General features: G+C 63.0%; 22 protein-coding genes, 1 tRNA gene and 2 pseudogenes. 9 read left to right on the top strand and 16 right to left on the bottom strand.

The features are described from left to right. Window positions 1-183 precede the first annotated feature (183 nt). The 4 genes and pseudogenes from rplL to KMZ29_RS11840 form a co-directional block, all read right to left on the bottom strand. Window positions 184-555 (bottom strand): 50S ribosomal protein L7/L12, encoded by a 372-nt coding sequence (gene rplL / locus KMZ29_RS11850; protein WP_215612328.1) that lies wholly within the window; start codon window positions 553-555, stop codon window positions 184-186. A 56-nt stretch (window positions 556-611) separates the two neighbouring features. Beyond that, complete coding sequence (gene rplJ, locus KMZ29_RS11845; protein ID WP_079571039.1) at window positions 612-1,130, bottom strand: 50S ribosomal protein L10; 519 nt, start codon at window positions 1,128-1,130, stop codon at window positions 612-614. 670 nt (window positions 1,131-1,800) lie between these two features. Further along, window positions 1,801-1,926, bottom strand: a pseudogene (locus tag KMZ29_RS26710) (2-hydroxyacid dehydrogenase); the annotation flags it as partial. An 88-nt stretch (window positions 1,927-2,014) separates the two neighbouring features. Next, the gene (locus KMZ29_RS11840) at window positions 2,015-2,980 is read right to left on the bottom strand and encodes a helix-turn-helix domain-containing protein (protein WP_215623828.1); all 966 of its coding nucleotides are present in this window, start codon (window positions 2,978-2,980) and stop codon (window positions 2,015-2,017) included. A 250-nt stretch (window positions 2,981-3,230) separates the two neighbouring features. Here KMZ29_RS11840 and KMZ29_RS11835 point away from each other — a divergent pair, with 250 nt between their 5' ends. After that, window positions 3,231-4,121 carry an OmpA family protein gene (locus KMZ29_RS11835; protein ID WP_215623827.1) on the top strand — a complete coding sequence of 297 codons (891 nt, stop codon included), beginning with the start codon at window positions 3,231-3,233 and terminating at the stop codon, window positions 4,119-4,121. 680 nt (window positions 4,122-4,801) lie between these two features. Here KMZ29_RS11835 and KMZ29_RS11830 read toward each other — a convergent pair. Continuing rightward, on the bottom strand, window positions 4,802-5,776 hold the full coding sequence (locus KMZ29_RS11830; RefSeq protein ID WP_215623826.1) for a helix-turn-helix transcriptional regulator: 975 nt from the start codon (window positions 5,774-5,776) through the stop codon (window positions 4,802-4,804). Between the two features lie 272 nt (window positions 5,777-6,048). On the opposite strand from KMZ29_RS11830, the gene KMZ29_RS11825 reads away from it, so the two are divergent. The 5 genes from KMZ29_RS11825 to KMZ29_RS11805 all read left to right on the top strand — a co-directional run bounded on the left by KMZ29_RS11825 (window position 6,049) and on the right by KMZ29_RS11805 (window position 9,997). Continuing rightward, entirely contained in the window at window positions 6,049-6,195 is a 147-nt protein-coding gene (locus KMZ29_RS11825) for a hypothetical protein (RefSeq protein ID WP_215623825.1), read from the top strand. A gap of 107 nt (window positions 6,196-6,302) precedes the next feature. After that, complete coding sequence (locus KMZ29_RS11820) at window positions 6,303-7,619, top strand: ISNCY family transposase (protein WP_215620016.1); 1,317 nt, start codon at window positions 6,303-6,305, stop codon at window positions 7,617-7,619. A 232-nt stretch (window positions 7,620-7,851) separates the two neighbouring features. Continuing rightward, window positions 7,852-9,030, top strand: a complete 1,179-nt coding sequence (locus KMZ29_RS11815; protein ID WP_215623824.1) for a YadA family autotransporter adhesin — start codon at window positions 7,852-7,854, stop codon at window positions 9,028-9,030. A gap of 83 nt (window positions 9,031-9,113) precedes the next feature. Next, window positions 9,114-9,680 (top strand): hypothetical protein, encoded by a 567-nt coding sequence (locus tag KMZ29_RS11810; protein ID WP_215623823.1) that lies wholly within the window; start codon window positions 9,114-9,116, stop codon window positions 9,678-9,680. 170 nt (window positions 9,681-9,850) lie between these two features. Then, window positions 9,851-9,997, top strand: coding sequence for a hypothetical protein (locus KMZ29_RS11805; protein ID WP_215623822.1), 147 nt, complete (start codon window positions 9,851-9,853; stop codon window positions 9,995-9,997). Window positions 9,998-10,030: 33 nt separating this feature from the next. On the opposite strand, the pseudogene KMZ29_RS11800 reads toward KMZ29_RS11805, so the two are convergent. The 5 genes and pseudogenes from KMZ29_RS11800 to secE all read right to left on the bottom strand — a co-directional run bounded on the left by KMZ29_RS11800 (window position 10,031) and on the right by secE (window position 13,229). After that, window positions 10,031-10,964, bottom strand: a pseudogene (locus KMZ29_RS11800) (2-hydroxyacid dehydrogenase). Window positions 10,965-11,130: 166 nt separating this feature from the next. Further along, window positions 11,131-11,823, bottom strand: a complete 693-nt coding sequence (gene rplA, locus KMZ29_RS11795) for a 50S ribosomal protein L1 (RefSeq protein WP_215623821.1) — start codon at window positions 11,821-11,823, stop codon at window positions 11,131-11,133. 6 nt (window positions 11,824-11,829) lie between these two features. Beyond that, window positions 11,830-12,258 (bottom strand): 50S ribosomal protein L11, encoded by a 429-nt coding sequence (rplK, locus tag KMZ29_RS11790; protein ID WP_007602986.1) that lies wholly within the window; start codon window positions 12,256-12,258, stop codon window positions 11,830-11,832. 225 nt (window positions 12,259-12,483) lie between these two features. Next, the gene (gene nusG / locus KMZ29_RS11785) at window positions 12,484-13,014 is read right to left on the bottom strand and encodes a transcription termination/antitermination protein NusG (RefSeq protein ID WP_215606194.1); all 531 of its coding nucleotides are present in this window, start codon (window positions 13,012-13,014) and stop codon (window positions 12,484-12,486) included. A 23-nt stretch (window positions 13,015-13,037) separates the two neighbouring features. Continuing rightward, on the bottom strand, window positions 13,038-13,229 hold the full coding sequence (gene secE, locus KMZ29_RS11780; protein WP_024509066.1) for a preprotein translocase subunit SecE: 192 nt from the start codon (window positions 13,227-13,229) through the stop codon (window positions 13,038-13,040). Between the two features lie 507 nt (window positions 13,230-13,736). On the opposite strand from secE, the gene KMZ29_RS11775 reads away from it, so the two are divergent. Beyond that, entirely contained in the window at window positions 13,737-14,951 is a 1,215-nt protein-coding gene (locus KMZ29_RS11775) for an OpgC domain-containing protein (RefSeq protein ID WP_215623820.1), read from the top strand. Between the two features lie 112 nt (window positions 14,952-15,063). On the opposite strand, the gene KMZ29_RS11770 is transcribed toward KMZ29_RS11775, so the two are convergent. Then, window positions 15,064-15,139: transfer RNA gene (locus KMZ29_RS11770), tRNA-Trp, on the bottom strand. A gap of 159 nt (window positions 15,140-15,298) precedes the next feature. Between KMZ29_RS11770 and KMZ29_RS11765 the strand changes: the two genes are divergently transcribed. After that, window positions 15,299-16,522 carry a serine hydrolase domain-containing protein gene (locus KMZ29_RS11765; protein ID WP_215623819.1) on the top strand — a complete coding sequence of 408 codons (1,224 nt, stop codon included), beginning with the start codon at window positions 15,299-15,301 and terminating at the stop codon, window positions 16,520-16,522. Window positions 16,523-16,531: 9 nt separating this feature from the next. Here the strand turns inward: KMZ29_RS11765 and KMZ29_RS11760 are convergent, their stop codons facing one another. Together KMZ29_RS11760 and KMZ29_RS11755 are read right to left on the bottom strand one after the other, a co-directional pair. Beyond that, the gene (locus KMZ29_RS11760; protein WP_215606190.1) at window positions 16,532-17,299 is read right to left on the bottom strand and encodes an SDR family NAD(P)-dependent oxidoreductase; all 768 of its coding nucleotides are present in this window, start codon (window positions 17,297-17,299) and stop codon (window positions 16,532-16,534) included. A 159-nt stretch (window positions 17,300-17,458) separates the two neighbouring features. Further along, window positions 17,459-18,166 carry a histidine phosphatase family protein gene (locus KMZ29_RS11755; RefSeq protein ID WP_215623818.1) on the bottom strand — a complete coding sequence of 236 codons (708 nt, stop codon included), beginning with the start codon at window positions 18,164-18,166 and terminating at the stop codon, window positions 17,459-17,461. 148 nt (window positions 18,167-18,314) lie between these two features. Between KMZ29_RS11755 and KMZ29_RS11750 the strand changes: the two genes are divergently transcribed. Continuing rightward, on the top strand, window positions 18,315-19,100 hold the full coding sequence (locus KMZ29_RS11750) for an SDR family NAD(P)-dependent oxidoreductase (protein ID WP_215623817.1): 786 nt from the start codon (window positions 18,315-18,317) through the stop codon (window positions 19,098-19,100). A gap of 256 nt (window positions 19,101-19,356) precedes the next feature. Here KMZ29_RS11750 and KMZ29_RS11745 read toward each other — a convergent pair whose 3' ends face one another. The 3 genes from KMZ29_RS11745 to KMZ29_RS11735 all read right to left on the bottom strand — a co-directional run bounded on the left by KMZ29_RS11745 (window position 19,357) and on the right by KMZ29_RS11735 (window position 22,873). Next, the gene (locus KMZ29_RS11745; RefSeq protein WP_215623816.1) at window positions 19,357-20,268 is read right to left on the bottom strand and encodes a DMT family transporter; all 912 of its coding nucleotides are present in this window, start codon (window positions 20,266-20,268) and stop codon (window positions 19,357-19,359) included. A gap of 146 nt (window positions 20,269-20,414) precedes the next feature. Then, on the bottom strand, window positions 20,415-21,473 hold the full coding sequence (locus KMZ29_RS11740; protein WP_215623815.1) for a phosphotransferase family protein: 1,059 nt from the start codon (window positions 21,471-21,473) through the stop codon (window positions 20,415-20,417). A 164-nt stretch (window positions 21,474-21,637) separates the two neighbouring features. After that, window positions 21,638-22,873 carry an acyl-CoA dehydrogenase family protein gene (locus tag KMZ29_RS11735; RefSeq protein ID WP_215623814.1) on the bottom strand — a complete coding sequence of 412 codons (1,236 nt, stop codon included), beginning with the start codon at window positions 22,871-22,873 and terminating at the stop codon, window positions 21,638-21,640. Window positions 22,874-22,987: the final 114 nt, after the last annotated feature.

The following is a 22,987-nucleotide window of genomic DNA, read 5'->3' as shown; positions in this document are numbered from 1 at the left end:
TCCCCACACATTCTTGTGTACAACCCGGCCCGGACGATCCCGGCCACGTCTTTTCCATTGATCCTCGCCACCGTCGTCATGGCCGGGCTTGACCCGGCCATCCACGTCTTTGGTGGAGTGGATCCCCGGATCGCGCTCGGCTACGCCTCGCTCGTCCGGGGATGGAGTTGAAGCAAGCTTCGCTTACTTCAATTCCACCTTGGCGCCGGCCTTCTCGAGCTGGGCCTTGATCTTCTCGGCTTCGTCCTTGTTCACGCCTTCCTTGACCGGCTTGGGCGCGCCTTCGACGAGGTCCTTGGCTTCCTTGAGGCCCAGGCCGGTGATGGCGCGGACTTCCTTGATGACTTCGATCTTCTTCTCGCCGGCGGCAGCGAGAATGACCGAGAACTCGGTCTTTTCTTCCGCGGGAGCAGCGGCGGCAGCGGCCGGACCGGCCACCGCGACGGCGGCAGCGGCGGACACGCCCCACTTTTCTTCGAGCAACTTCGCGAGCTCGGCAGCCTCGAGCACGGTGAGGCTCGAGAGGTCGTCAACAATCTTCTGTAAGTCAGCCATTGATCTGTTTCCTTAAGCGTATCGGTTCGAACCAGGTTTGATGTTTGCGAAGGGCGTCAGGCCGCTTCGCTCTTTGAGGCATAGGCCTGAACGACGCGCGCGAGCTTGGCCGCGGGCGCAGTCGAGAGCTGAGCGATCTTGGTCGCCGGCGCCACCAGGAGGCCGACGATCTTGCCGCGCAGTTCATCGAGTGACGGCAGCGAGGCAAGCGCCTTCACCCCGTTCACGTCCAGGACGGTTTTACCCATCGACCCGCCGAGAATGACGAACTGCTCGTTCGTCTTGGCGAATTCGATGGCAACCTTGGGCGCCGCTACCGGATCGTTTGAAGTCGCGATCACGGTCGGCCCCTTCAACAGGGAGCCGATGGCAACGACGTCCGTGCCTTCAAGAGCAATTTTGGCGAGACGGTTTTTCGAGACCTTCACCGACGCACCCGCCTGCTTCATCTGCATACGCAGCTTCTGCATCTGGGCCACGGTGAGGCCGGAATAGTGGGCGACGACTGCAACGCTGGTGGTCTTGAACAGACCGTTCAGCGCCTCAACCGCGTCCTTTTTTGCCGCTCTTTCCACAGCAAGCTCTCTCCGGTTGGCGGTCTCTAGCCCTAAGGCAGGACCGCCGGGTTGCACCCATCGTCCCGCCTGAACCTGACCTCGAGACATCTTGGTCTCAGGACACGTCGGGCAAGACGACATTTGAAACGCCTGCCCTCCCGGGCCGAACGGGCCACGGGGTGTCGAGGTTCGAACCAAATCCGCATCGCGCCGCAGATTTCGGCGCAAAATGAAAATCCAGTCTTCACCCGTCTATGCAGGCCGATGGATTAAGCCGTTGAAGAAACTAGGTTTCACCGCGGGCGCCTGCAGTCTTGGACAGGATCGAGGCCGTCCGGCGAACCGAAAGACCCCTGCCCACATCCCTCCGAAACGACGGCTCTCCTTCCTTTCGAGCAATCCAAGCGGATGTCCTGAAAGGAATGATCTCCTAGCGTATCGGGTTTTCGGAATGCGAGCACGGACGTGCCAGCGACAGCCAGCACGCCCGGAAGGGGTTGTTTAACGAGTCTTTCCCAGCTTGCCAAGTGCAAAGTTCGGGCCGATTGGGCCCCCCTATTACTATTTGCCCCAAAAAATGACTATTCCCAGCGACAACGGCCACTGGCGGGGTAACCGGAGCGCCGGCGGATTGTCCAAGCTCGGGAATTCCAACAAACACTTGCAGACGCTGCATATCGGGGCGTAGCGCGACTTGATTGGCGATCACGCAGTCATGCATCGCCACATGCGACTCCAGTGTATGGCCGCCGATATGCGGGGACAGCACGACGTTCGGAAATTTGGTCAGCCCCTCCGGTGGATGCGGCTCCTTTAGCGTAAACGACACCGCGATCCGCCGCTTTGTCTGGCCACAGGTGTCATTGTGGCTCGTCCCGCCTTCGAAATCGGCCCTGGCCGAACTAGGTACTACGCTCACATCCAGACATGCGGGTTCGGGTCTCACGGGGCGTCTCGCCGTAGCGTGCCCTGTAGTGACGATTGAACCGGGAAAGGTCGTTGAATCCGAGGTCGAGCGCCAAGTCTGCAATCGTCCGCCTGGCATATGTGGGGTCGATGAGCGCCGCGCGGCATGCTTCCAGGCGCTGGGACAGGATGGTCTCGGCAAGACTGAGGCCCGAGCGTTCGAATAGGCCATAGACGGATCGCGGGGAGATACCGAGATGGCACGCGACGCGCTTGGCATCCAACCAGACATCGGTAATGTTGCGAGCAATGAAGGTTAACGCTGCCGCAAGGCGCGCATCGTGGACGCTCTCAGCCCCAAGGTCCGCGGTTGCCCGTTGGGAGAAAGCGATCGCAAAAAGGTCGCAGGCGATCGAAGCGGCCCTTCCGGCCGATGCTGCGGGTAACGTGGCAGCGGATTGTGCAAGCCCCCCTATGTAGCTCGCGAGCAGGGCTTCTGCTCCGCTGCCTGTCGAAGCCGTGACAGGAACGAGCCTCGGCTCGCCCAGTCGCTGGGCGAGTTGCTGCTTGTCGATCTGGATGACGGAAAGCTTGGTGCCCTCGCCCAAGACGGAAAGGTCGAAAGGCTTACTCACGTCAATAATCACCAGATCTCCCGGCCTTGCCGTGAACGAAACGCCTCCATGCGTGCCCTGGCTCAGGCCGCTTTCGACGAGCGCCACACAATAAGCGTCCTGCGCAATGTGGGCGATCTCAGCCTTGCTGCGGTACAGGCGCTGGGCAGGAAATCGAGCGGTGGCAATATCGATGCCGCTGACGTTGGAGAGCTCCACCTGCGCTACGAATGGGTCCACACCGATCGGTTCGGCCTTCATGCCGAAAAAGGCGGAGGCGATGAACTCCTGCCAAAGAGGAAAATTATCGCGAGCGGCAATCGTCTTGGAGTCGAACAGCACAGGCATGGGGCATCATTGGAGAAAGCCAGCCCATGTTTCCGATCCAGACTCCGCAGTCAAGCGAAGTCTGCACTAATTGCCGATCGGCCTGCAGCCAGCGCCGAGACAGCGCGGCCGCGAGATCATACGAACCGCCCTTTGCAAGGTCATCGTACCGGACGTCCTCCCACGTATCCCGCAGGATTTGCGCTGCACGCCTGTTCGTTACGATGCCCCCACGCAAAATAGATGATCAGAGATACCAATGAGGCATTCGATGCGCATGATACTCGCTGGATTGTTAATGCTTGCTTTGAGCCTGCCGTCGTCGGCGGCCTGGAATGAGAAAAATGTGAAGGGGACAAAGGAGCATTCGATCATCAAGTTCTACCCGCAGGCACGGGTGACGGAATATGACGAGAAGGCTTTTGACAGCGTCGAAGTCGTCACCGGAACCCAGCATGGCAGTGATGGGGAGCCCGAGGCGAAGATCGAGGAGATAGGGGGCCGTATCATGCGATATGTCTATGAGCACAAGCCCGGCACGTCCGCTTTCGAGATCCTGCGCCAGTACGAGGCCGCGCTCGGCAAAGCCGGGTTCGTGACGCTTGTGGCGGGACGGGTCGACAAGCTGCCCTCGCATGCCAAGATCGGAGGAGAGACCTTCGGCGCATTTCGGCTCGATCGCGGCGGGAAGCCTACAGTCTACGTGAACCTCAGCGCCACTGATCAGGGAGATTGGATGGAGTCGACGCTGACAATCGCCGAGCCCGGTCAGATGGAGCAGAAGCTCGACGCAGACGCAGACGGCTTCTACAAGGCACTCGAGGACAAAGGACGCGTTGCCGTGTATGGCATCAACTTCGACACAGGCAAGGCGACGATCCGCCCGGACTCGGAAGCGGTCCTGAGCGAAATTCGAAAGTTGCTGGTGGACCATCCCAATCTGCGGCTGAAGGTCGAAGGCCACACGGACAACGTGGGAGCGCCTGCCACAAATCAGAAGCTCTCTCAGGCCAGAGCGGCAGCGGTGGTGGCTTGGCTTGGCCGGCAGGGCGTCAACGCGGATCGTCTTACCCCGGCGGGTTTCGGCGATGCAAAGCCCATCGTCGACAACACCACGGAAGATGGGCGGGCCAAGAATCGGAGGGTGGAGTTAGCGCGCTAGATGTTTCCGTCCCCAGGTTTGATGGTGCGTTCTCAACAGCCGGCCGGAGGCAAGAAGCCACGACGACCGACGCCACGACAATGAGATTCCGGACAAGCATGTGGGCGACCTTGAGGGCTAAGATTGGCTAAGCCAGCAAGGTCGCGCAAACCGAAGGGCGATGTCCCGAATCCGCTTCGGGGCGCCGGCTGCTCACCGACGGGCTTCTGCCTGCAACCTCTATCGCCCGGGGCCCCATAGGCTGCAGGTGTGGGCGTTCGACGGATTGGGAAGCTCCGCCAGGCGCTCGGCTATCCCGTGCATAGCCGCCTGAATTCTTGCCACCATCGGCCGGTCAAGACTCCGTGACTGAATACGGCAGCGGCCTGCCGGCGAAAAACGCATCGAGATTGGCGATCACGCAGTCCTGCATCGCCACATGCGACTCCAACCGGCGATGGTCTGGTCGGTCAGCGCTGCGATCGGCGCCGCTTGGTCGATTATCATAAGCGCATGGATTTGGTCGTTCGCGAGGAACTGGGCTATCTGCACTTCGCCGGGCCGGCGGGCAATTGCTCTTCCAAAGGAAGGCGCCGGGGGCGTCTCGCTCGCATACCGGCTCGACGTCGCGGCGCCGATGATGGTCCACGCGTCCCGCGCGGGACTGGCGGGCGAGTTCTGATACCCAAGCGCCGCTGGCGTTATTTCCAGTCGCCCATATTCGGTCTTGCTTCCGACGGGGCTTCCCGCGCCTCGGACGGCGTCATGCCGTAGCGGGCGCGAAACTGTCGATTGAACGTGGTGATATCGCTGAAACCGCATCGATAGGCTAGATCGATGATCTTCACTCGTACCCAAACCGGGCTCGTCAGCATCGCATATGCCGCCGCCAGCCTTCGCGCATGGATATAGCTCTTGCAGCTCGTTCCTTCGCCGGCGAACAACATGCGCACATAACGATCGGAGACGCCGAGATGGGCTGCGACGGCGCGGTCCGACAGATCGGGATCGAGCAGATGCGCGTCGATGAAGTCCTTGGCGGCCTTCAGCCGAGCGGCGCGAAGGCCGCCGTGACGCGCCTGCTCGAGGGCGTCCGCATTGGCGCCGAGGACCAGGGCCATGAGATCATAGACATGGCCGACGAACAGCCGCTGCTCGACCGGATCGGAGAGGGCGTCGCCCTGATCTAGAGCGCCGAGATATTGCCGCAGGAGTGACAATCCCGGCGTATCGCCGAGCACCGGGCGAGCAAAGGCGGTATCCTTGATTCTCAGACGCCGGAAGATTTCCTGTGCGGGAATCTCGACCACCCGGGCGCCGGCCGAAGTGTCGCATGCGAAAGTGCAGGGAAACTCCGAACTTCGCAGATAAGCGTCTCGCCTTTGGATGGTCGTATCGACGCCGGCGCAAGCCATCGACCAGGGCGCTGCCCCGAAGCCGAATCTGAAGTGATCCGAACGAGGCCCGCCTCCGGCACAGTCGATGACGACAGCGGAGGAGTGCATCACGAGCGAATATAAGCCGGGTAGTTCCAGACTCTCCAGGCGGCAATGAAAGTCAGCCGCCGAGCATCTTGCGACCGTTGTCTTTCCGCCGGGCGCGGAAAGAATATGGCTCGTCGCTTCGATGCGATCCCTTTCGGGCAAGGAATCGCTCAAAAACGTGACTTTGCGCATAACGTCTGGAACTCCAATTTCCTGCCTCCCCGAATCGCTGACGGGTGTACCGACGCATCGTGATCAGCGGCCGCTTATCATTTCGTCAGTTCGCTCGAATTACGCGGGAGGTCAATCGCCAACGACTTCCGTTTTTGCCCGACCGACTTCCGCCACCGCCGCATCGCTTCCGAGAGTGACCGACAAAGCTTCCGCCGCTGCCGAGAAAGGCGGGGCCAAATTACCTAATCCCTTCACGGGGCATTCCTGCCTGCTCGAAGGAAAATAGGGTCATGAAAAAAAGAGTTCTTACCGGAGCGGCGGCGCTCGTCGCTCTGGCGCTGACCGCGCCCGATGGCGCGCACGCCGGCGCCGGCACGCAAGTCAGCGTGGACGGCACCGCGGACGCAGTCAACGCGTCGGATGTGGCCTGTCAGTAGCTCGTGATCTGTCGCCTGTTTGTAGCTCGTGAAGTGTCGTGTTTTTGGTGCCCCGGAACAAAGGGGGCACGATGGGCACGGCATCCATTCACGAGGGTGTACGACGGATGCGGTTTTCGAGTTTGCTGGATCGGACTGAGGCGAAGGAGCTGACGCAGGAGGCGGCGTCTGAGCTTCTGGGGATCAACGTGCGGACGTTCCAACGTTGGGCGGAACGCTTTGAGGCGGAGGGCGATGACGGGCTGGTCGACCGGCGCATGGGCCGGCGATCACCGAGGCGTGCGCCGGAGGAAGAGCTGGAGCGGATGCTGGGGCTGTTCCGGGACAAGTACGCCGATTTCACGGTGAAGCACTTCCACGAGCAGCTGCAAAAGCGACATGGCTATGTGCTGGGCTACACGGTGACGAAGCTGGCCTTGCATGCTGCGGGCTTGGTGCAGAAGGCGCCGAAGCGTTCGGCGCACCGCAAGAAGCGTCCGCGCCGGCCGCTTCGGGGCATGCTGCTTCACCAGGACGGGTCGCGCCACGTCTGGATCGAAGGTCTGCCGGCGATGGACCTGATCGTCACGATGGACGATGCGACGAGCGAGATCTACTCGATGCTGCTGGTCGAGGAAGAAGGGACGGCGTCGACGTTCCGGGCCTTGGGCGAGGTGATTGGCGAGCGTGGTCTGTTCTGCGCGCTCTACACCGATCGCGGCAGCCATTACTTCTACACCCCGAAGGCCGGCGCGAAGGTCTCGAAGACGCAACAAACCCAGGTGGGACGGGCTTTATCGCATCTTGGGATCGAGCATATCGCGGCCTATTCGCCGCAGGCGCGCGGGCGTTCAGAGCGGGTGTTCGGCACGCTGCAGGGCCGGCTGCCGAAGGATCTGCGGCTCGCCGGGATCAGGACGGTCGAGGCCGCCAATGCGTGGTTGAAGGCGCATTACATCGCCGAGCATAATGCGGCGTTTGCGATCGTGGCCGAACAGCAAGGCACGGCGTTCGTAGCCGACCGGCACGAGGCCTGGCGCGAAGCGCTGTGCGTGATCGAAGAGCGAACCGTCGCCAACGACAACACGATCGCATGGAGCGGCCGGCGGCTGCAGTTGCCGGAGAGCCGGCTCAGGCCCCACTTCGTCAAGGCCGTGGTGCGGGTTCACGGGTATCCCGATGGCACCGTGGGCGTGTTCCTTGGCCCGCACCGATTGGCGAGGTTTGCCGCCGATGGACAGCAGATCAGCCCCGACGCGCCTCAGCCTGGCAGCGTGCTCGGAGCCGTCAAGGACAAGCCCTTACGGGCGCGCAAGTGCGCGTCCTTGACCGCTCCTGCGCGCGCCGCCGTCGAGATAGCGCGGGTCGGGGCGGAGAAACGGGCTTCAAGTCAAACAAAGAAACCAACCCGAGGGGCTAACCTGCCACCAATATCCATGGCATGACCAAACCGGCGGAACCGTCCACGCCTTCCGGCTCCTCCGAAACTCAATAACGAAGGCGACAGATCACGAGCTACAAAAATACGACAACTTCACCCGCTACGGACACGCGTCGGATGTGGCCATTGGTAACAGTTCCGCGGCGAGCGGCGACTTCAGCACGGCCGTGGGTGTCAATTCGGCTGCCCCGCAATTCGGTGCGACGACCGTCGGCAGTGAGAGTACAGTTGAAGGAATGAGTTCTTCCGCCTTCGGCTACGACGCCCACGCGACAGGCCAAAGCTCCACGGCTGTCGGAACGACGGCGGCAGCCTCGGGCGCGCAATCTTCCGCCTTCGGTAGACAGGCCTCCGCGTCCGGCGCTTCCTCCTCCGCCTTTGGCGCCATCAGCAACGCCTTCGCAGACAATTCGTCCGCATTCGGCAGCCACGCCACCGCAGCAGGCCTCAACTCTACAGCAGTCGGCGCTTTCAGTGATGTCTCAGGCGCCAGTTCGTCCGCGTTCGGCTACGGCAGCGCCGCGACCGGCAATCAATCGCTCGCGGCGGGATCTGCCGCACGAGCAACAGGACTCAACTCTACGGCGGTCGGAACAAGGGCGACAGCCTCGGGAAACTCATCTACCGCCTCGGGCTCCGAAGCGACCGCGTCCGGCGAAATCTCCTCCGCCTATGGCAGCCAAAGTTCGGCCGCCGGATTCGGGTCGTCCGCCTATGGCGCCGGCAGCATGGCAAACTTCGGTTATGCGACCGCCGTCGGCGCCAATAGCGCAGCCGAGGCCCAATACGCCACCGCCACGGGCAACAATTCGGGCGCCTACGGCGAATTGTCCTCCGCCTATGGCTACGCCAGCGCGGCTGCAGGACAGGGATCGACCGCCTATGGCGGCTTCAGCGCCGCGACGGGCGATTACTCGGTCGCGGTGGGCGCCGGCGCGACGGCGACCGCGGCCAATTCCGTCGCTATCGGCGCAGGCTCCGTCGCCGCCGCGCCGAATACCGTCTCGGTCGGCTCGGCGGGCAATGAGCGCCGCATCACCAATGTGGCGAATGGCGTGAACGCGACCGACGCCGCCAATGTCGGACAGGTCCAGGCCGTGCAAAGCGGCCTTGGTAATCTGGCGAATTACACCGTGGCGGCGCTGGAGAACGTGCGCGCCGAAGTCCGCGCCACGCGCAACGAGGCCCGGCAGGGCGTCGCCGCCGCCATGGCGATGGTCCAGGCGCCTATGCCCTCCAAGCCGGGCAAGGTGAGCTGGGCGCTGAACGGTGCCTCCTTCAAGGGCGAAGGCGCCGCCGGCGTCTCGCTCGCGTACCGGCTCAATGTCGATGCGCTGATGATGGTCCACGCCTCCTACGCCTATGGCGGCGGCAGCGCGCATGGCGTGCGCGCGGGACTGGCGGGCGAGTTCTGATGCCAAAGCTCCGGTGGCCGTGGTCGCAAAGACGCGCCGCCACGGCCCTCGAAGGGCGCGGGTTCGAATCGAGGGATCGTTTCGTGGTCGCTTTCATCGCGGCGACGAGCGTCCTTGCGGCTCTCGTCAGCGGCTTCGCCCTTCTGGCCTATGCCGGACCGGGCGCGGGGCCAGAGCCGATCGCCGCCGCCCCTGCCGAAAGGCGGCAGCCTTTGGCCGGGGAGGAACGCGCCTCCTCGGCCAAGAGCCTTGGTCTGGCACAGGCTCGACCCGCCCAGCAGCCGGCGGAACGAGCTCCGGCGCATCCGGCTCCGCAGGCTCCGGTTCCGCCGCCGCAGGTCTCCGACGCCTGGCAGAAAATGCCCAAGATGAAATTGGAGGCGGTCTATGGCGGGCCGCTCCGGGATACGATCGTCCAGCGCTGGCGTGACCCGCTGGACGGAATTGTCTGCTATCTCTACCTGCCGATCGTCGCGCCGACCTCGCCGGTCCAGCCAAACGGCTTTGTCCATTACGGTCCGAACGGGATCGGCTCAATTTCCTGTCAGGCGGTGCCGGCCGCCGTACCGCGCGTGGCGGAGCGCCGGCAACCTGCCCCCGCTCCTGCGGCGCACGCCCCAAAACCTACTGCCCCGGCAGCTGCGCAGTAGCCAGACAGCGACCGCGCACGCATTCGCCGGCTGATGAGCGCCGTCAGATCGCTTCCGTTACTGGCGCAACTCCGGTCGGGCTCCGCCTTGTCACGCCATGACGGAAAAACCGTGCCTGAGGACGCGCCAACCGAAAGGGCGACATCCAGAACCCGCTGCAGGGCGCGCTCGTGCTCGCCGACGGGCTTCTTCCCGTCACCTACCTTGCCGGCGCTCCCCTTGGCGTGCAGGTCCGGCTGCTCAATGGATTGGCCGGTCTCGCCCGCAGGCTGGGTTACCAGGCCGACATCATGCCCGAAAAAGCACCCTCCACCTGAGCCGATACTGCCGGCTGGCAAGCCTTCGGCCCCTCAGCCGCCCCGCACCTGATAGGGCAGCGGCTTGCCGGCAAAAAACGCCTCGAGGTTGGCCATCACGCAATTCTGCATCGCCGTGTGCGATTCCAGGGTGTGGCCGCCGATATGCGGGGTCAGCACCACATTCGGCAACGCGGTCAGCGCGTCAGGCGCGTGCGGCTCCTGCTCGAACACGTCGAGACCAGCGCCCGCGATGGTGTTGTCGGCCAGCGCCTCGACCAGCGCCTGTTCGTCGATGACCGAGCCCCTGGAAATGTTGACGACACAGCCGTCCTCGCCGAGCCTTTTCAGGATCCCGCCATCGACGGCGTGGTGGGTATCCGCACCGGCGCGAACCGCGATCATCAACACGCTGCACCAATCCGCCAGCGCCTCGAGGCTCGGCAGATATTGATAGGGCACGTCATGCCGGCTGCGGCTGAAATAGCCGACCTCGGTCTCGAATGCCGCCGCGCGCGCGGCGATCTTGCGGCCGATCTCGCCCATGCCATAGACGCCGATGCGGCGGCCGCATCATCGGCGAGGGTTTGGCCGACGACCAGCCGCCTCCCCGCACATAATCGTCGGCCGGCAGCAGGCGCCGCGTGGCCGCCAGCATCAGCGTCATTGCGATGTCCGCGACTGATGACGCATTCGCGCCGGGGCTGTGCCCGACTGCGATTTTGCGCTGCGCCGCGGCGGCCAGATCGACGCCGTCATAGCCGGTACCGTAGCAGACGATGGCCCCCAACTTGGGCATCCGGTCCATCATGTCACCGCCAAGCGGCGTTCCACCCGCCGTGATCATCGCAGTGATGCCTGCGAGCTGTTCTGCCGTGAACATCTCATGCGGCGGCTTGCCGGCGGCGTCCATCAGTTCGAAGCGCTGCCCGATGCGCACCATCATGGCCTTGGGGAAGCGCGAATAGATCAACACTTTGTGGGACATCGGCGGACTTCCTGCAGCGTTTTCGAGCGAGGCATGCCCTCGGACTTGATCCGGGGGTGGGTACCGGTTCGCGTAAGGAAAAGGCGTCAAACCAAGACTTCAAAGACAAAGGGCGGAACGGGTTACCCCGTCCCGCCCTCGATATTGGCTAACCGTTCGATCGGCCTCAGCCGAGCAGCGTGCTCGGCTCGACCTTCACGCCCGGGCCCATGGTGGAGGAAACCGCCACGCGCTGGATGTAGGTACCCTTGGAGCCGGCTGGCTTCGCCTTGGCGACCGCGTCCGCGAGCGCCTTGACGTTCTGCACCAGCTTCTCTTCCGAGAACGACGCCTTGCCGATACCGGCCTGCACGATGCCGGCCTTCTCGACGCGGAACTCGACCGAACCGCCCTTGGCGCCCTTCACGGCTGACGTGACGTCCATGGTCACGGTGCCGATCTTCGGGTTCGGCATCATGCCGCGCGGTCCGAGGACCTTACCCAACCGGCCGACCAGCGGCATCATGTCGGGAGTGGCGATACAGCGGTCGAAATCGATCTGACCGCCCTGCACCTTCTCGACCAGGTCCTCGGCGCCGACGACGTCGGCACCCGCTGCCTTGGCCTCGTCGGCCTTGGCACCGCGCGCGAACACGCCGACGCGCAAGGTGCGGCCGGTGCCGTTCGGCAGGGTCACCACGCCGCGGACCATCTGGTCGGCGTGACGCGGATCGACGCCGAGATTGATTGCAATCTCGACCGTCTCGTCGAACTTCGACGTGGCGCGTTCCTTGACCATCTTGATGGCGTCCGCGAGCGGATAAAGCTTCTCGCGATCAACGCCCTCGCGGGCCTTCTTCAAGCGTTTTCCGATTGCCATGACCCGTTACCCCGCAACTTCAAGACCCATCGAACGGGCGGAGCCCTCGACCATCTTCATGGCCGACTCGATGGAGTCGCAATTGAGATCCTTCATCTTCTTCTCGGCGATCTCGCGCACCTGCGCCTTGGTCACCGCACCGGCCTTGTCGCGGCCCGGGGCTTTCGATCCGGACTGGATTTTGGCGGCCTGCTTGAGAAAGAAGGACATCGGCGGGGTCTTCATCTCGAAGGTGAACGAACGATCGGCGTAGATCGTGATCACCACCGGAATCGGGGTGTTCTTTTCTTCCTTCTGCGTCTGCGCGTTGAACGCCTTGCAGAATTCCATGATGTTGAGGCCGCGCTGACCAAGCGCGGGGCCGATCGGGGGCGAAGGGTTCGCCGCACCGGCCGGCACCTGCAATTTCAGGTATCCGGTCACTTTCTTTGCCATATCTCACTCCTGTTGTGCCGACCGAAATCGGCTGTTTCAGGTTCCGTGGTCCGGTTCGCATGACGGCTGGCGACCGTCAGTCCCCTTCCACGGCACTTCTCAAGCGGCCTCGCCGCTTGCTCTCTTCGTCATGCCCGGACTTGATCCGGGCATCCATCATCTTCGCAAAATGATCTTTACGAAGCAGATGGATTGCCGGGTCAAGCCCGGCAATGACAACAACGATCAGACCTTCTCGACCTGACCGAATTCCAGTTCGACCGGCGTGGCGCGGCCGAAGATCGACACCGCGACCTTCACGCGCGAGCGCGCCTCGTCGATTTCCTCGACCACCCCGGAGAACGACGCGAACGGGCCGTCGGCCACGCGCACATTCTCGCCGATCTCGAACGAGACCGACGCCTTCGGGCGTTCAACGCCTTCCTGCACCTGGTGCAGGATCCGCATGGCTTCGGCTTCCGAGATCGGCATCGGCTTGTTTTCCGCGCCGAGGAAGCCCGTCACCTTCGGGGTGTTCTTGATCAGATGGAAGGCCTCGTCGGTGAGCTTCATCTTCACCAGCACGTAGCCCGGGAAAAACTTGCGTTCGGCGTCGATCTTGCGGCCGCGGCGCACCTCGGTGACCTTTTCGGTCGGCACCAGGACCTGCTCGAACAGGTCTTCGAGCCCGCGCTGCTTCGACTGTTCGCGGATCGACTCCGCGACCTTCTTTTCGAAGTTCGAATAGGCGTGGACGATATACCAGCGCTTGTCCATCGTTTGCGTTCCGGCGCTTGCCATCAGTGGATACCGAGCAAAAAGGTGACGAGGACGCGGATGATCTGATCCGCGGCGAAGAAGAAGATCGAGGCCAGCGCGACCATCACGAACACCATGATCGTGGTGATCGTGGTCTCGCGCCGGGTCGGCCAGGTGACCTTGGCGGTCTCCGAGCGCACTTCCTGCAGGAACTTGAACGGGCTGAAAGCCATCGTTGGTGTAATCCGCGTCCCTCGGGACGATCTGTCTGTTAAGGAATCCGAACAGCCCTCTAGCGCCCAGCCCTCTCTTGAAGGATGAGCCGGCAAGCGGGCTCGATATTCGGGGGAAATCAAAGCCGCGCCGGATATCCGTCAAACGGGCCGGCTGCAGGTGGCGGCTATGTACTGCGGACCCGGCCAAAGGTCAAGGTAGAGACAACCACCGGGCAGAGCCGGTCGAGGGCGGACCGACCAGGATCAAGGGCTTTGCCGGGCAGCTTGATGACGGACTTCGATGGGCTCGACCCTGCCCGGTCGTGCCCGTCGACCGCTCCCTACCCTGCATCGCGGACCGGGTCTGAAAGCTGCGCCTGCCTTGACATGGCTCAACAGGACCGCCCGCGCCACCCCTAGCATTTCCCTGGTTTTTAGCGACAGTCGAAGGCTCCAACGATGGATTCGAGCCGGGCGCGGCGAAAATCCCGATCTTCCGGATAGTCACGCGCGAACTGGGAACCAATGAAAGTCGTACTAGCCCTCCCACCGTCCCAGCGCGATCTGCGCCTCGATCTGTTTCGTGGCCTCGCCAACTGGGCGATGTTTTTGGGACATGTTTCCAGCACCGTGCTGGCCTGGTTTTCGTTCCGGAACTACGGCTTCAGCGACGGCGCCGATCTGTTCGTGTTCATTTCCGGCTACACGTCGGCGCTGGTGTATACGCGAAGGATGCAAGAGCGCGGTTTCCTGTTCGGGACGACGCGGCTGTTGCGGCGCGTCTGGCAAATCTATGTCGCCCACATCCTGCTGTTCGTGGCCTATCTGACTTCCGTTCATTTCCTGTCGGACAAATTCCACACGCCTGATTTCATCGATCTGTACAATGTAGCCCTCCTGCTCAATGCGCCGGTCGAGACGCTGACGCAGGGGCTGCTGCTGCGATACAAGCCGCTGAATCTGGACGTGCTGCCGCTCTACGTCGTCCTGATGGGCGCCTTTCCGCCGGTGCTTTGGCTGATGCTCCGGCACGGCAACTGGGTCATGGCCGGATCGGTGCTGCTCTATTTCGCCGCCCGGCAGTTCGGGTGGAATCTGCCCTCCTATCCTTCGGGCGTCTGGTACTTCAACCCGCTCGCGTGGCAGCTTCTGTTCGTGCTGGGCGCGTGGCTGGCGCTCGGCGGCGCCAATACGCTGCACTTCCTGGTCCGCTCCCGGACCGTTTTCTGGCTCGGCCTGATCTATCTGGCGTTTGCGGCCGCCATGACCCTGGCGGCGCTCCTGCCTGCGCTACAGGGAGTTCTTCCGCGCGCGCTGTTCGAGGCCTTCAATCCGAACGACAAGACCAATCTGGCGCCCTACCGCTTCCTGCATCTGGCGATCCTGATCATCGTGGGCGCGCGGCTGATACCGATCGACGCGCCGGGACTGGAGGCCGCCATCTGGCGGCCGCTGGTCAAATGCGGCCAGCAGTCCCTCGAAGTGTTTTGCGTCGGAATCTACCTTTCCTTCATTGCATCGCTGGTTCTGGAAAGGATTTCCGGCGGGGTTCTTGCCCAACTCCTGGTCGGAACCTGTGGCCTCGCGATCATGACGGCGGTCGCCTATTACAGGTCGTGGTCGAAGCGCGTCGAAAAATCCGTCCATGCCGGCGCGCACCATCCACCCGCCGGCGAACCCCACCTGCCCGTCCCCGAATTGGTTCAGCAAAATAGCCGGATGACCGCGGGCGCCGTCTGATTCCCGCGAACGCAAGCCAAGCGGCTGACGGAAACGTCACGTACCCGTTCCGGCAGCGCTCAAAACGCATCACCGGCTGCTGCAGGAAGTCAGCTTAAGTATTTGAATTAGCTGGCAGGAGTGGCAGGGCTCGAACCTGCGACCCCCGGTTTTGGAGACCGGTGCTCTACCAATTGAGCTACACTCCTACAGGGAACCCGCGTCGCCGCAGATCCGCGCCGTTTCAAGCATAGGCAGCGCCCCGATTGCAAGGGCGAAGCGGTTAACCGGACGGCCCTATTCAAGTCGAGCGTTCTGCGCCAGACTTCTCAGACGGCCAGCAACAAGAGCAACAAACGGGAGAAACCATGACCGCGCAAACCGCCGCAAAGCACAGCTCCGCCCCGCAGACGCCCTCGCTGCCCCAGGCCAAGCCGGAATCGCTGGGTCTGTCCCCGGTCCGGCTGCAGCGCATGTCGGACGCCTTCAAACGCGAGATCGACAAGGGCACGCTGCCGGGCGCGACCGTGATGGTGGCGCGGCGCGGCCAGATCGGCTGGTTCGACGCGCTCGGCAGGCAGGGCCCGTCGGCGAGCGCGCCGATGGCGCATGACTCGATCTTCCGGATCTTCTCGATGACCAAGCCGATCGTCTCGATCGGAATCATGATGCTGATCGAGGACGGCCATTTCCTGCTCAGCGACCCCGTTTCGGGGTTCATCCCGGAATTTGCCGACCAGAAGGTCGGCGTCGAAAACAACGGCAAGCTCGACCTCATCCCGTTGAAGCGGCAGATGACGATACAGGATCTGCTGCGCCACACCTCGGGCATCACCTACGACCACACCGGCAACGGGCTGGTGCAGCAGATGTACCAGCAGTCGCGGCTCCGCAGCCGCAAGATCACCAACGCCGAACACGCAGCCATGGTCGCCGGCATGCCGCTGATGTGCCAGCCGGGCGCGGAATGGAATTACAGCCGCTCCACCGACATTCTCGGCCGCGTCATCGAGGTGGTTTCCGGCAAAAGCCTGAGCGCGTTCCTGACCGAACGCATCCTCGCGCCGTTGCAGATGGCCGAGACCGCGTTCCACACCGGCGAGCAGAACGCCGGCCGGCTCGCCGAGCCGTTCCCGAACGATCCCTGGACCGGCGACAAGGTGCAGTTCTTCAACATGCTGGAAAAGCCGGTGATGGAATCCGGCGGCGGCGGCCTCGTTTCGACCACCATGGATTATGCGCGCTTCAGCCAGATGCTGCTCAATGGCGGCACGCTCGACGGCAACAGGATCGTCGGCCGCAAGACGCTGGAACTGATGGCGTCCGATCATCTCGGCCCCGACGTCAAGGTCTCTTCGCCGCTGATGCCGGCCGGTCACGGCTTCGGGCTCGGCTTCGCGGTCCGCACCGACACCGGCATGGCGCCCTTTCCGGGCTCGGCCGGTCAGTACTTCTGGAGCGGCATGGCCGGAACGTTCTTCTTCATCGATCCGGCCGAGGACATGTTCGCGGTGTTCATGATGCAGGGCCCCGGCCAGCGCGAATATATCCGTTCGATGCTGCGCAGCCTGGTGTACGCGGCGGTGGAGTGACGCGCAGCGTCAGCTGATCGTGGCACCCCCGTCGATCACCATGGTCTGGCCGGTCATGAAGTTGCCGGCCGCAGAGCCGAGGAACACCGCGGCACCTGCGATCTCGTCGGGAATGCCGATGCGCAGCAGCGGCGAGCGCGACGTCGATGCCTTCAGATTTTCCGGATTATCCCACAGCGCCTTGGCAAAGTCGGTCTTGATCAGGCCCGGCGCGATGCAATTGACGCGAACATTGTGCGGGCCGTATTCGCAGGCGAGGTTGCGCGCGAGCTGCATGTCGGCGGCCTTCGAGATCGCGTAAGCGCCGAGGATGGTCGACCCCTTCAGGCCGCCGATCGAGGACACGATGATGACCGAGCCGTCCTTGCGCTCGATCATCTGGGGCACCACCATGCTGGTCAGCCAGTTGTTGGCGACGATGTTGTTGTCCAGGATCTTGCGGAACTGGTCGTCGGAAATGCCGGCGAGCGGCCCGTAATAGGGATTGGACGCGGCGTTGCAGACCAGCACGTCGATCTTGCCGAAGGCGCGGTTGGATTCGTTGACCAGGTTCTGCAGATTTTCCTTGCTGGAAATGTTGGCAGCGATGGCGACCGCTGTGCCCTTGCCGAACTTGTCGTTGATCTCCTTGGCGACCTGATCGCACACATCCTGCTTGCGCGAGGAGATCACCACCTTGGCGCCGTGCTCGGCCATCCGTTCCGCAATCGCGCGGCCGATGCCGCGGGTGGAACCGGTGATGACGGCGACTTTTCCGGTCATGTCGAACAAGGTCATGTGTTTCTCCCAGATATTGGTCCGGCGACGCCGGTCATGGTTTTCACGTCTAACGTCATTCCGGGGCGATGCGAAGCATCGAACCCGGAATCTCGAGATTCCCCGGTGCGCAATTGCGCACCTGTGGTCCGGTCCTTGCGGACCGTCCCGGAATGACAGTTACGCGAGCTTGGTTTCCGGTATGACCTCCGGGCCCGCAGGCTGATGCATGGCGTTGTGCGAGGCATCCGCAATCCACGGCTGCTGATTGACCATCGGCAGCCGCCAGACTTTCTTGCCCGCGCTTGCGAAATGATCGAGCCGCGTCACCGAACAATTGTCGATGTCAAAGGCGAGGCCTTTTTCGGGTTGACCGCCGAGCGCGAGGCCGACGGCGGCCTTGATGGTTCCGCCGTGGCCGACCGCGATCACGTCTTTGCCGGCATGTTCGAGATTGATGCGGTCGACTGCGTCACAGGTGCGGTTATAGAGATCCATGAAACTCTCGCCGCCAGGCGCTGCCTCGTCGATCGCAGCAAACCAATGACTGCCGACCGGACGGCTGGCCAGGAATGCAGCGCGATTCATTCCCTGCCATTGCCCGAGATTCTGTTCGGCAAAAGCCGCTTCGCGGGCCATGGTTGCGGGCCTGGGAAATCCGGTGGCCCAGATGGCTTCCGCCGTTTGATGCGTCCGCATCAGGCTGCTCGCGTACCAGACGGCCTGGCGCGGCAATATCTTTGCGACCGCCTCGAACACTTCGCGGTCGCCGGTATCGCAGGCGATATCCGTCTGGCCGTAGATGTTGCCGCCGTCGCTGCGCACCGGCGCATGGCGCACCCACCACCACCGCGTCACGACCACTGCCGGCTTGGCTGGATTGGACATCGCAAAGACCCTTCAATATTGTCCCGTGTCCTACGTCAGAGCACACATCGCCTCAAGTGCGTTCGAAGCGACTCGAGCGTTTGAAATCTTGTTTGAAATTCCGCAAGGCGGCAAGCGCCGGCAATCCAAAGCTATAAGGGAGAAAATCATGGGCCGCCTCGAAGGCAAATCCGTCATCATCACCGGCGCCGGCAGCGGCATCGGCCGCGCAGCTTCGCTGTTGTTTTCCAAAGAAGGCGCGAAGCTGATCATCGTCGACCGCAGCGAGAGCGTGAAAGAGACGGCAAAGCTGGTCAGCGACGCCGGCGGCACCGTCGAAGCCGTGATGGCCGATGCCGGTTCGGAAAGCGACGTCAAGGCCTTCATCGACAAGGCGGTGTCGAAATACGGCAGGCTCGACGCGATCTGGGCCAATGCCGGCGTCAGCGGCGGGCTGGTGCCGATTCCCGAGCAGACCGTGGAACACTGGCAGGAAATCCTGCGCATCAATCTGATCGGCCCGTTTCTCGCGATCAAATATGCGATGCCGCACATGATCAAGCAGAAGTCCGGATCGATCGTCTGCACCGCGTCGGTGGCGGGCCTGAAGTCCGGCGCCAGCGGCCATCCCTACGCGGCGAGCAAGGCCGGCGTCATCAGCCTGGTGCAGACCACGGCCTACTCGCTGTCCGGCACCGGGGTGCGGATCAACGCGGTATGCCCGGGCCTGATCGAGACCGGCATGACCAAGCCGGTGTTCGATCGCGCCAAGGAGCGCGGCACCGAGGACAAGATCGGCCAGCTCAATCCCTTGAAGCGCGCCGGCCAGCCGCACGAACTGGCGGCGATGGGACTGTTCCTCGCCAGCGACGACGCATCCTATGTCAACGGACAGGCGATCCCGGTCGACGGCGGCCTCACCGCCTCGATGCCGTATACGGGGAAACCGATTTAGCTGATTGATTGGCGTCATTGCGAGGAGCAAAGCGACGAAGCAATCCATTCTTCGCCTATGCGGCGAGATGGATTGCTTCGCTTCGCTCGCAATGACGGTAATCTGAGACGATAATCTGACATACCTTCGCGATCTCGCGGCGCATGGCGTCCGAGTTTTGCTCTCAATCTCCTTACCCTCTTGATCAGAGGGCGCCGGGAAGATTTGCCCGTCGGGTAGTCGGACAGCCCGTCGGGCAACGTTCGCAAGACGCCGATCACAGCCCATCGGGCGGGATTCCGGATGCGTCGGCCGCCACCGGGCGGTGGCGCTTGTGCTCGCGGTAAAAGGCGTAGAGGCCGGACGACACGATGGTCGAAGCACCCGTCACCATCATGGCGTCGGGCACATCGCCGAACACGAGATAGCCGAGCAGCATCGCCCATAACAGCGCGGAATAACGGAACGGCGCCACCGCCGAGATATCGCCCGATCGCAGCGCCATGATGATGCACTGGTAGCCGACCAGTAGCAGCACCGCGGCCATCGCAAGCAGGCCGAGCGCGCGGCCCGACGGCGGCGTCCAGCCGCCGAGCGGAACGAGGATGACGGCTCCGGTGATCGTGATCGTCACGGTCGTCACCAGGGTAATGAACAGCGACGGAATCTTCGCGGGAATTTGCTTGGTCGCGAGATCGCGGACGGCGCAGAACACCACCGCGGTCAGCGCCAATAGCGAAAACTGGTTGAAGCCCTCGAGTCCGGGCCGAACCACAATGAGGACGCCGACAAAGCCGGCCGCGATCGCCAGCCAGCGCCGCCAGCCGACCGGCTCGCCGAACATCACCGCCGCGCCAAGCGTCACCGCCAGCGGCAGCGCCTGAAAGATCGCCGCGGTGTTGGCAAGCGGCAAGTGCACGATCGCCGCCATGAACGACACCGTTCCGCCGATCTCGCCGACCACCCGAAGTGCTACCGGCTTCATCATCAGCGTGCGCAGCGGCCGCACCGCGCCCTGATGCACGGCAAGCGCTGCGATCAGCGCAACCGCGACCAGGCCCCGCACCAGCATCATCTGGCCGAAGTTCATCTCGGACGACACCGCCTTGGTGATCGCGTCGTTCATGGTGAAGCCCGCCATGGCCACCGCCATCAGCAGGCTTCCGCGAATATTCGGGGAAAGGGCCAAGTCGGTTTCCGGTAGGGATTACGCGGCAGAACCGTCATGGCCGGGCTCGACCCGGCCATCCATCTGCTTCGAAGGAGTCTCTTGAAGATCGATGGATACGCGGGTCAAGCCCGCGTATGACGAGTCTTCCAGAATGGCGCACACCGTCAGGTCGCGCCGGCCTTCTGCGCGTATTCCCAGGCGGCCTTCGACAGCGGCACCGTGCGCTTGGCCGACTCCATCGCCTTGGCATTGGCCGCAGTGCCATCGCGCACGCGTCCGGCGATACCCTGGGTGATGCCGGCCAGCCGGAACAGGTTGTAAGCGAAATACCAGTTGAGGTCGGGAACCGCGCTGCCGGTGACGTTGCAATAGATTTTCGCGGCCTCTTCCATGCTCGGAATATTCAGCGCCTTGAGGTCGGCATTGGCGAGACCCGGCATGGTCCACTGCATCAACAGATAGGTGAAGTCCGCCATCGGATCGCCAAGCGTCGACAGTTCCCAGTCCAGCACCGCCTGCACCCGCGGTTCCGTCGCGTGGAAAATCATGTTGTCGAGACGATAGTCGCCGTGAACGATCGAAACCCGTTCCTGCTGCGGAAGGGTGCTCGGCAGCCACACGGCGAGCTTCTCGAATTCGGGAATGTGCTGGGTCTCGGAGGCGCGGTATTGCTTGGTCCAGCGATCGACCTGCCGCGCAAAGTAGTTGCCGGGCTTGCCGAAATCGCCGAGGCCGATGGCCTGCGGATCGAAATTGTGCAGCTTGGCGAGCGTCTCGATCTTGCTGGTGAAGATCTTGCGGCGATTTTCCGGCGTCTGGCTCGGCAGCGTCGGATCCCAGAACACCCGGCCCTCTTCCATCGACATGATGTAGAACGCCGCACCAATGACGTTGTCGTCGGTGCACAGCGCATAGGCTTTCGCCACCGGAAAGCCCTGCTTGCTCAATGCGGCGATGACGCGGAATTCGCGATCGACCGCATGCGCCGACGGCAGCAGTTTGCCGAACGGCCGGCGCCGCATCACATAGGAACGCCCGGGGGTATCGAGCCGGTAGGTCGGGTTGGACTGGCCGCCCTTGAATTGCAGGACGACCAGCGGTCCCTGATAGCCTTCGACATGCTCGCGCATCCAGCCGTCGAGACTGATCTCATCGATCCGATGCCGCTCCTCGACGGGCTTGGTGCCCGAAAACTCTTCGTCGCTTCTGACGCCCTCGGCCAAGATGACGCTCCCTTACCATATCATCCGTCATTCCGGGGCGATGCGCAGCATCGAACCCGGAATCTCGAGATTCCCCGGTGCGCGATTGCGCACCTGCGGTCTGGTCCTTCGGACCATCCCGGAATGACGGCGGGGAGAGCGCTGCGTTCGCCCTCCCTTTATTGTTAGTGCTTCGAAGCGTTTGCATACTTCCGAAGTTCAAGTCTGGCAATGGCGCGGTTATGGACCTCGTCCGGGCCGTCCGCCAGGCGCATGGTGCGCATGGAAGCATAGTCCCGGGCAAGGCCTGCGTCGTCGGAGACGCCGGCGCCACCGAACGCCTGGATGGCGTTGTCGATGATCTTCAGCGCCATGTTCGGCGCCGCCACCTTGATCATGGCGATCTCGAGCTGCGCGGTCTTGTTGCCGACCTTGTCCATCATGTCGGCGGCCTTGAGGCACAGCAAGCGGTTCATCTCGATGTCGGTGCGGGCTTCGGCGATGCGCTGCTCCCAGATCGAATGCTCGATGATCTTCTTGCCGAACGCGGTGCGCGACGACAGCCGCCTCACCATCTTCTCCAGCGCCTCCTCGGCCTTGCCGATGGTGCGCATGCAGTGATGGATGCGGCCCGGACCGAGACGGCCCTGCGCGATCTCAAAGCCCCTGCCCTCGCCGAGCAGGATATTGCTGGCGGGAACGCGGACGTTCTCGAGCAGCACCTGGGCGTGGCCGTGCGGCGCATCGTCGTAGCCGAACACCGGCAGCATCTTCTCGACCTTGATGCCGGGAGTGTCGAGCGGCACCAGGATCTGCGACTGCTGCTGATGGCGCGGAGCGTTCAGATCGGTCTTGCCCATTACGATCGCGATCTTGCAGCGGGGATCGCCGACGCCCGACGACCACCATTTGCGGCCGTTGATGACGTAATGATCGCCATCGCGCACGATTCTGGTTTCGATGTTGGTCGCGTCCGAGGACGCCACCGCGGGCTCGGTCATCAGGAAGGCGGAGCGGATCTCGCCGTTCATCAGCGGCTTCAACCACTGCCGCTTGTGCTCCTTGGAGCCGTAGCGCATCAGCACTTCCATGTTGCCGGTATCCGGCGCGGAACAGTTGAACACTTCGGAAGCCCAGCCGATGTGGCCCATCTCTTCGGCCAGCGGCGCGTATTCCAGGTTGCTCAATCCCGCACCGCGGAATTCATCGTCCTCGTGCGAGGACGGCGGCATGAACATGTTCCAGAGGCCTTCGGCCTTCGCCTTCTTCTTCAGGTCTTCAAGAACCGGGATCACCTTCCAGCGCTCGCCGGCTTCGTCCTGCTGCTTGTAGATCGGCACCGCGGGCCGGACGTGCTTGGTCATGAAAGACTGCACGCGATTGAGCCAATCTTTCTGGCGATCACTCATATTGAAGTCCATGGGACGCTCCTCACCTTCTGAAATCTTTGGGCCGCACTGTCTGCCCGCCCCCCAATCGCCGCAAGATCATTTCCTGCAACGATCGTCGCGGCGGCTTTGGGCCGGGTTCGAAAT

This window comes from Bradyrhizobium sediminis, from assembly GCF_018736085.1.
Taxonomy (GTDB): domain Bacteria; phylum Pseudomonadota; class Alphaproteobacteria; order Rhizobiales; family Xanthobacteraceae; genus Bradyrhizobium; species Bradyrhizobium sediminis.
This window is presented reverse-complemented; position numbering and strand designations above follow the sequence as displayed.